Origin of the sequence: Bacteroides sp. RTP21281st1_H5_RTP21281_210402 (assembly GCF_040918965.1) — a bacterium.
GTDB classification, from domain to species: Bacteria; Bacteroidota; Bacteroidia; order Bacteroidales; family Bacteroidaceae; genus Bacteroides; species Bacteroides congonensis.
In genome coordinates this window covers 1-4,376 of the sequence record NZ_JBCOWR010000044.1, presented here as the reverse complement: position 1 = coordinate 4,376, position 4,376 = coordinate 1, and the positions used below count along the sequence as shown (strand labels likewise).

General features: G+C 38.1%; 3 protein-coding genes and 1 pseudogene. 2 read left to right on the top strand and 2 right to left on the bottom strand.

Annotated features, from left to right (window positions below; translation table 11 throughout):
* Window positions 1-145: 145 nt before the first annotated feature.
* Both AB5443_RS25175 and AB5443_RS25170 read right to left on the bottom strand, forming a co-directional pair.
* The gene (locus AB5443_RS25175) at window positions 146-487 is read right to left on the bottom strand and encodes a hypothetical protein (protein WP_195408654.1); all 342 of its coding nucleotides are present in this window, start codon (window positions 485-487) and stop codon (window positions 146-148) included.
* A gap of 532 nt (window positions 488-1,019) precedes the next feature.
* Window positions 1,020-2,006 carry an IS30 family transposase gene (locus tag AB5443_RS25170; RefSeq protein WP_301885813.1) on the bottom strand — a complete coding sequence of 329 codons (987 nt, stop codon included), beginning with the start codon at window positions 2,004-2,006 and terminating at the stop codon, window positions 1,020-1,022.
* 552 nt (window positions 2,007-2,558) lie between these two features.
* On the opposite strand from AB5443_RS25170, the gene AB5443_RS25165 reads away from it, so the two are divergent.
* Window positions 2,559-2,900: a hypothetical protein gene (locus AB5443_RS25165; protein WP_044657227.1), complete on the top strand. Its 342-nt coding sequence runs from the start codon at window positions 2,559-2,561 to the stop codon at window positions 2,898-2,900.
* 186 nt (window positions 2,901-3,086) lie between these two features.
* Window positions 3,087-3,680 (top strand): annotated as a pseudogene (locus AB5443_RS25160) (PD-(D/E)XK nuclease domain-containing protein); the annotation flags it as partial.
* Window positions 3,681-4,376: the final 696 nt, after the last annotated feature.

Sequence of the window (4,376 nt, the reverse complement as noted above, 5' to 3'; positions counted from 1 at the left end):
AAACAAACTACTTTCACAAGCTATCTGCCGGTTCGCGACCTCCGTTATATACGCTGGTAGGATTACGAAAACTGATTCATCATCATGTCATACGACAAAATTATGAATCCGGCGCATACGGATGATTATATCCGATTTACGCAATTCAAGAATCAGAAGACTGCCGCAAATTCACGAGTTCCGCCCATTTGTGAAGACCCAGGTCAATTCCCCCCTTCTCCAAGGAATGCAGAGAGGAAAGGAAATATTTAATTATACGTTCAGGATTGTCACACTGTTCATAAGCCAGCTCACCAAGGGCATAATGCAGACGGGAAATTTGAATATAGTCGACCTGCGTACAGGAGTTATCCATGGAAGCCTCAACCAGACTATCAAGGATTTCACAAGCCTGGCTTTGTTCCCAATCCGTCAGTTCACTTATGGGTTTATGCATGATAGGGTGTTGCATCAGGAGGATGATGTTCTCTTTAAAATCATTACTCATCGGTATAGTTTTGTTTGCCGCATCTGTTCCCAAAGGTGCGAGGGTTTATATATAAAAAAGAGCGTGGAAACTATCTGCTCATGCCATACATAGGTATCCACTACGACCCTCTCCTGACATAAGCGATAGCCCCACGCCCAAATGAGTATATAACAAGGTTATATATACAAATGTGCGCGAGACCTGTCACTTATTACCATCCAGGAGAAAAAATTAGTGGATTTTTTATGTATGAATGTAACAAATAACCGTTCTCAATAAAATTATCAAAAACTTACTTTCTTCGCTAGAAAGTAAACTACGACAAAAGTAGCAATTTATATTTAGCAAACAAACAATATTGACAAAGAAATGAGGGAGAGACATAAAATTATTTTAGTTATACATAGGCAGCTTGCAAATATCCCAATTGGTCTTTTATATTTGAAGGCATAACGCATTTATGAGTCAGGCCCAAGAGATATACGGGAGCTGAACTCAAAAACTCAAGTTCATCGCTGAATTCAATTTGTAAATGCGACACCTCCTTATTTTATAAGTTCAATTTTTTCTTGAGCTGCTTAATCTTTCTAAAAGTTTGTGCCTCTTTGGGTGATAAAAATCCCAATCTTTTTCTTGGCCTTTGATTAATTTCTAATGTAATTTCCTCTATATATTGGTGTGTAATATATTCGAACGAAATGCCTTTCGGTATATATTGCCTGATTAATCCATTTAGGTTTTCATTTGCTCCTCTTTCCCATGGGTGATGTGGTTTTGCAAAGTAAAAATCTATCCCTAATTCTTTCGCAATATATTGGTGGTCTGCAAATTCTGATCCATTGTCTGAAGTGATTGTATGTATTCGCCCTTTATATGGTCTCAATAGTTGCACGGTTGCTGCCGCCACATATTTAGCTTCCTTACTTGGCAACTTGTATGTCCATAGCCACCCAGTTTTTCTTTCATTAATTGTAAGAATAGCACCTTTATTGTTCTTTCCAATAATAGTATCCATTTCCAAATCTCCCCATCGCTTTTTTTTCTCCACAATAGCAGGTCTTTCCGAAATATCCTTGCGATTGGGAATACATCCTCTACTATTATGCGCGGAACCTCTCTTTCCATGCTTCCGCCCCTTTCTTCTAAGTGACCGATATAAATCCCCGCCTTTTCGTTTATCGTCCCATATCCACTGATAAAGCCTCTCCACGGAAACCATTGGGAAGCCTAACCCCTTACATCTTCCTACTATTTGTTCCGGGCTATAATTCAGCTGGACAAGCATGGCTGCGGCTCTGGCCTTGACACACTTTGTGAATTTCTGTGGACGAATACGTTGTTCTTTACGACGTTCGTAACGATACTGTGCATAGTCAGCATCATAAGAGTCCGTGGGATTCCATTTATTGCGACATAACTCACGATAAAGGGTACTACGATGAATACCCAGCAAATGGGCTATTTCATCTTTTTTAATTCCTGCTTGCAGATACGCTTGTAATTTGTATCTTTGTCCTTCGGTTAATTGTTTCATCATGCGACTGATTTGGTAGGAGATTGAGGGAGCAAGATAGAAACTTTATTCCAAGGGAGAAGCAAGATGAAGATTTTTTTTCATCCGCTTCTCTCTAAAAATATTTTTCTACACTATATTCTCACTCAACTGTCGCATTTATAACTTGAACTTAGGTAGCTAATTTTTTTTAGAAGAATCAAATAAATTAGCTTGAAGTGCTTATTTCTTAGTCAATATTGTTTGCTTGCTAAATATAAATTGCTACTTTTGTCGTAGTTTACTTTCGAGCGAAGAAAGTAAGTTTTTTGATAATTTTATTGAGAACGGTTATTTATTATATATCTCTCCAAAAGAATCCGCTAAATTTTTCCCGGAGATTGTAATAAGTGACATGTCTCACGCATCTTTTGTCTATATACTCTGTTATATATTCAATTGAGCGTGGGGCTATCACTTATGCATCTGGGACGGGTCTTAGCGGATACCATTTGGAGGGCGTAGGTAGATAGTTCCCACGCTCTCTTTTTTATAATCTCGTACCACGGGGAACTGATACGGCAAATTATTTAAAATATGTACGGATACTTTAATCGAATCATTGTTCAGTTGACCCAGCACCCTGTTATGAATAAGCCTCTTTCTGATTTAACTTATACGCAATGTGAACAAGCATATGCGTTGATAAAGGAATTGATAGAATTGTCTGTAGAAGACGATTATACTCTAGTGGACTATCTTCAAATGGCTCGTCTCGAGTATTGTCTTGGCGAGTTGTCTTGTAGGATAAACAGTGATAGGGAAGATGCTGCCCTTCATTATGGTGGTGCTCTTCATTTGTTAGAGAAAGGCGGCTTTGATCTTGATTTAAAGAAATGGGTTGAGCTTGTCAGTTTACGTATGGAGAAAGAGGAGTGAGAAGGGATTCTCTTTGCAAGCTTTGAGTTTTCAGGCAAATATGCAGAATGAATTACGGAAAAGAATCTTTTAACTTGCCATGGTGAAGAGTTCTATTAAAAATATATATCTATGTATGACAGGTGTTGATTTATAAAAGTAGAGAATATGAGCAATAAAATATATCCTATCGGTATTCAGAATTTTGAAGTGCTGAACAGTATCGACTCTGAATCCGCCAATCCTATCCCCGTGATTTATCAGAGTGGATACCTCACCATCAAAGGGTATGATGAACGTTTTGGAATGTATCACCTGGGCTTTCCTAACCGTGAAGTGGAAGAAGGGTTTGTCCGTTTTCTGCTTCCTTTTTATGCGAATGTAAATAAGGTAGAGTCCCCGTTTGAAATTCAGAAGTTTGTTCGTGAAGTGGAATCGGGTGATTATAACTCTTTCTTCCGCCGCCTGCAGAGTTTCTTTGCGGACACTACCTACGAAGTGATCCGTGAGCAGGAGTTGCATTACGAAAACGTGCTTTTCATCGTTTTCAAGCTTGTCGGCTTCTACGTCAACGTTGAATATAAAACGAGTGACGGGCGCATCGACCTTGTCCTGCAGACTGATAAGTTCACCTATATAATGGAATTTAAGCTGAACGGTACTGCCGAAGAGGCTTTGCGGCAGATTAATGGCAAGCATTACGCTCTTCCTTTCGAAATGGACGGACGGAAACTCTTTAAAATCGGTGTAAACTTCAGCGCTGAAACCCGCAATATCGAAAAATGGATTGTTGAATCCTGAATGCATCTTGAAACTTTCTCCGATATAGGAAAACAGGCCTGATATGGCTGCATTATATAATAATGTATAGGCATCTTGTATAGGACTACGCCAGTAGGAAAAAATATGTTCTACAACATCGTTATCAATCAACGAGTTAGCATAAACATGCAAAAATAATCAAAAAAAAGAGCTGAATATATTTGGAGTGTATACCAAAAGGGAGTACTTTTGCACCCGCTTTCCAAGAGAAGAAAGCCTTGACAAAATGACTTAGTGATAAAGCGTAAGACGGCTTAAACATAAGAACAAAAAAACTTCCGAAAAAGTTTGGAGGATATAACATAAAGTTCTTATCTTTGCAGTCCGATTCGCAAAGAAAACGGTTTTGCTTTTTCTTTTATAATTATTCTTTCCCTTTCGCAAGAGAGCCTGAGAAACGAGTTGAAAAAGAAAATAAAAAAACTTCCGAAAACATTTGGCAGTTAAAATAAAACCCCTTACCTTTGCACCCGCTTTTAAAACGAAAGCAACAAGTTCTTTGAAATATTGATAAACAATACAAGTAGTACAAGTTAAAAAATAGAACCGTCAATGCTTGTTTCAAATGCAGTAATGTAAATGAAATACAGGTACTTGAAAGAAGTCAATAAATTTTGTACGGCATCCTGAACAGAGCAACAACCGGTAGCAATACCGATTAACAATACTTTTACA

Excerpts from the sequence above, each read along its gene's own strand:
- AB5443_RS25165 (WP_044657227.1), top strand. The coding sequence starts at position 2,559 with ATGTACGGATACTTTAATCGAATCATTGTTCAGTTGACCCAGCACCCT.
- AB5443_RS25170 (WP_301885813.1), bottom strand. The coding sequence starts at position 2,006 with ATGATGAAACAATTAACCGAAGGACAAAGATACAAATTACAAGCGTAT.
- AB5443_RS25175 (WP_195408654.1), bottom strand. The coding sequence starts at position 487 with ATGAGTAATGATTTTAAAGAGAACATCATCCTCCTGATGCAACACCCT.